Source organism: Acetivibrio ethanolgignens (genome assembly GCF_001461035.1).
Taxonomy (GTDB): Bacteria; Bacillota; Clostridia; order Lachnospirales; family Lachnospiraceae; genus Velocimicrobium; species Velocimicrobium ethanolgignens.
The window spans coordinates 1-3,960 of the sequence record NZ_LNAM01000032.1 but is presented as its reverse complement, the minus strand read 5'-3'; the positions used below and the strand labels follow the sequence as shown (position 1 = coordinate 3,960).

The following is a 3,960-nucleotide window of genomic DNA, read 5'->3' as shown; positions in this document are numbered from 1 at the left end:
GGTTGCGAGGTCAATGAAGCAGGAAGCCCATTGGCTTTAGACAATGGGTAGTTCACATTGAGTCTGAAAAATAAGACATATATTATCGTAATATACCGTGGTATGTATGTAAATACAATCAACTATTGAAAGAGAGGATTTTGAAGATGGCTGAACAAAACAATGCTAATATTGGCTTTGAAAAACAAATATGGGATGCTGCTTGTGTACTTTGGGGACATATTCCAGCGGCAGAATACAGAAAAGTAATTGTAGGTCTTATATTTTTGCGTTACATTTCAAGTGCTTTTAAGAAGCGTTATGAAGAACTTGTTGCAGAGGGTGATGGTTTTGAGGATGACAAAGATGCTTATGCAGAAGATAACATCTTTTATGTGCCAGAGGAAGCTCGTTGGGATAAAATTGCTTCTTGTGCTCACACTCCCGAAATAGGGATCGTGATTGATGAAGCAATGAGAGCGATTGAAAGAGAAAACACATCTCTTAAAAATGTTTTGCCTAAAAACTATGCAAGTCCTGATTTGGATAAGCGTGTTTTAGGTGATGTTGTTGATTTGTTCACGAATATGAATATGGACAATACAAAGGAAAATAAGGACTTGCTTGGCAAGACTTATCAATACTGTATTAAGGAATTTGCAGCATATGAAGGCGTTAAGGGTGGAGAATTCTATACTCCGGAAAGTATCGTTAAAACAATTGTAGCAATCTTGAAACCTTATGATAACTGCCGTGTATATGATCCTTGCTGTGGCTCTGGTGCTACATTCGGACAAGTAAATGTTCAAGAATGGTTAAAATGCTCAAAGTCAAAGTCTGCAAACGTTATGAAGGCAATGAAGACGGCGAAAATAATTAAGAAAGTATCAGGTGCCGGATTTGGTAGATACCAATTTATAGAGTTGTAATGGATCTGGGGTGTATTACTAAATAGGTAGCCTGATATTAGACTGAATTAGTCCAAAATACAGAAAAGAGATGAGAGATTATGGTTTTGACAGAAGTACAGGCAAAATTATTTTATGATTTGTGGATTCCACTATTAGACTTTGTTAATCGAAAATATAAGTTGTGCAAGGACTTTTATGGAATGGATTCACCGAAAGGATTACCGTTGGATGTGGTTAGAATTATTAGTGGAAAGCTTTGGGAAAACACATCGGTTATTGATGAATATATATCTAAAAATGTACAGAATATGAGTGAGGAACATATTTCCATCGTAAGAGGATGGAAAAAGGTAGTACATGGAAAATTTGTGGTGGAAAGACATCTGAAAAACGGTTCGATTCTGGTATCCTGCGATGAGGACGGAAGTGTATATAGAGTTCGAGGGATATATTCCAGTTGGAGAGAGTTGCTGGGAACATTGCCAATGCCTCAAATTGTGGAGACATCTCTTATCCCTTTTCAGGATGTAATTATCCATGATGGAATTGTAATGCCGTATGGAGTTTTCCTTGGAAAAAATATGGCTGATCAGGCACGTCATATGTATATGAATGCGAAGGAGCAGAAACGAATAATAGAGTGCATATGAGAAAGGCAGATAAAATGAAGAATAGAACTGCATTGGAGGAAACTATATGTTATTAAAAGAGCATTTAGAAGAATATACAAAAGAACAGTTGTTAGAGCAGGCAAGGAGTTTTGAGTTGAGAAAATGTTCGGGACTTCGTAAAGCTGCACTCATAGAACGGATTCTTGAATGTTTCTGTGCAGAGGATATGCTTAGAAGCAGACTGGCATGTTTGACAAAGGAGCAAATGATTCTTTTTCGCAAAGCATGTGACGCACCACAGGATATTTCTATAAATGAAGTAGTGGATAGTATGCAGTTACATATGTACTGGCTGGGTGCTTTTGAGGAGATGTCGGACAGATTCTGTGTGTTTGAAGAGGTATCTGCTGTTTTCAAGAGGATTGATGATGAAGCTTTTGAATCAGATCAATACAAAAAAGGATGGATGATGAAATGCGTGCACTTTTTCATAAACTATTATGGAATTGCTCCGGTAGAAGTTATCTATGAGTTATACAAATTAAAGGTTAAGGATACTATAGATGAAATGATTGCTATGCTATGGGAAATGCCCGTAGATATTGTGGAATCGTGTATTTTCCCGATGAGAAGCTTGGGATTACAAGATTGGCCGAAGGATGCTCCGATTTATTCTTCAAAAGGATTGTTTATACATATACCAATACTGGAAAATGATGAAGCGGGATATCTATTGGATTGCCAAATGGATAAAGATTTTTATATACCATCGGTACAGCAGATTGAAGAAATTTGTAGAATAGGATATGAAGAAAGCTCATTGGCATATAAAAAATTACAAACATTTTTTATGAGAAAATTAGATTTACCATATGAGCAGGCTGTTTCGTGGTGTCTACAGGTATGGGCAAATAGCTACGAAGGGGAATCACCGGCGGATGTAATTAGTAAAATGTCAGATGCAGATGTGGTATTTAAGAGTGAAAAGCAAATGAATGAGTTTGTGGGATTGCTTATGGAAGCTCATAACAACACAAGAATGAAAGAAAACAGAGGCCATAAGCCAAAAGAACTGATAAGAAGAGAATTAGCCGGCGGAAGGCCTACAATCGTGCCGGGAAGTTCTCATGCAGCTGCAATGCTAAGAGATGTAGCACCACAATTAAAAGAGATGGGGATACCTGTTGATTTAGAAGGTAATGCGGATACCATTGCGACATCTCTTTATCCAAATGGATTAGGTGGAAAGGCTGTAAGTGTGGAAAAGAAAATATATCCTAATGATCCATGTCCATGCGGTTCGGGAAAGAAGTATAAGAAGTGTTGCGGTAGAAAGTAAAAAGCCTTGCCCATTTCCCACATCAGAGTCATAATACCGGTAGGTGCACTGATACCCAGATTTATGAGAGTATATTCATTTTTGGGGAGGTGGTGTATGTGTGATTGGAAGTAGCCGAGAGGCTGCCCTTTTTGCTGTGTAAAATATCGTTAAATCTTTGGATTTGCGGAGAAAATTGATATTATCAACATGGATAGCATGCCTATGCAGCATACGATTGAACTTATGAAAAATAAGAATCAGTTGCAGAGAAAGGTTGTAGAGTTCATAAAAAATGCAGACTTGTATATGGATAATTTTGAATATGTGGACATGGATAAGATACAACTGAAAACTGGCGGAGGTGATGAAAAGCCGGACGAGAAAGTACTTGATATTCCAGAAAATATTATGGATCAAATTAGACTGGTTCTCGTACATTTCTTCGAGGGAAACGCGCTGGTGGTTGAAGCTGCGATAAAACGAATGCTTGCTTTTGGAGATAGCATGATGGAGCTTAGAATCAATATCACGGTGGCGTGCATAGAGCCCGCCATACCGGATCATTTTGTAATTCTTTTCGGGGATGTGACGAATGAGCCGCTGAATGAATTCCATAGCAGGAATCGTTTCTTCTACGTATTGTTCATCCTCGTGCCGGTTGTAATGGAAAGTAACCATTTCACCGTCGTATTTATCAATGCGGGAAGTGGCAGTCACAGGACGGCCTAGATAACGTCCAATGTATTTTACAACATTTTTAGGATCACAGACATTCGGCTTGGCATAAACATAAAAACCCTGTGGGTGATCACGGCAGCATTTTGCTTTCACTTTTTTGAAAGAAGGGCCGATCTTGGACTCCATTTCATTGAGCAGAGCCGTGCGGAAAGCGTTACGTAAAAATGTGTAATTAAAGTGATTGACATGACGCCAGAAGCCGTCATCACTGTATCCGCCTTCCGATATGAGGCAGTGGATATGGGGATTCCATTTCAGATCTCTGCCAAATGTATGTAACACCATGATGAAGCCGGGAGTGAAGTTCTTGGATTTGTTCGAAAAAATTGCTAGAGAGAAAGAACACGACAAACGCATGAATGAATAAATTATGAACACCCCCGTCCAGATTTTTGATATA

Annotated in this window: 2 protein-coding genes and 2 pseudogenes; 3 read left to right on the top strand and 1 reads right to left on the bottom strand. The window is 38.6% G+C overall.

Translation table 11 applies throughout. The features are described 5' to 3' along the window. Nucleotides 1-146: 146 nt before the first annotated feature. From ASU35_RS02775 to ASU35_RS20045, 3 genes and pseudogenes are all read left to right on the top strand, one after another. Nucleotides 147-770 (top strand): annotated as a pseudogene (locus ASU35_RS02775) (type I restriction-modification system subunit M N-terminal domain-containing protein); the annotation flags it as partial. A gap of 218 nt (nucleotides 771-988) precedes the next feature. Then, on the top strand, nucleotides 989-1,540 hold the full coding sequence (locus ASU35_RS02770) for a hypothetical protein (protein ID WP_058351572.1): 552 nt from the start codon (nucleotides 989-991) through the stop codon (nucleotides 1,538-1,540). A gap of 46 nt (nucleotides 1,541-1,586) precedes the next feature. Next, nucleotides 1,587-2,840 (top strand): Rho termination factor N-terminal domain-containing protein, encoded by a 1,254-nt coding sequence (locus ASU35_RS20045; protein ID WP_058351571.1) that lies wholly within the window; start codon nucleotides 1,587-1,589, stop codon nucleotides 2,838-2,840. Nucleotides 2,841-3,251: 411 nt separating this feature from the next. Here the strand turns inward: ASU35_RS20045 and ASU35_RS20675 are convergent. Next, nucleotides 3,252-3,960 (bottom strand): annotated as a pseudogene (locus ASU35_RS20675) (IS91 family transposase); the annotation flags it as partial.

Bases quoted from the DNA above. Each gene is read 5' to 3' on its own strand.
- ASU35_RS02770 (WP_058351572.1), top strand. From the start codon at position 989: ATGGTTTTGACAGAAGTACAGGCAAAATTATTTTATGATTTGTGGATT.
- ASU35_RS20045 (WP_058351571.1), top strand. From the start codon at position 1,587: ATGTTATTAAAAGAGCATTTAGAAGAATATACAAAAGAACAGTTGTTA.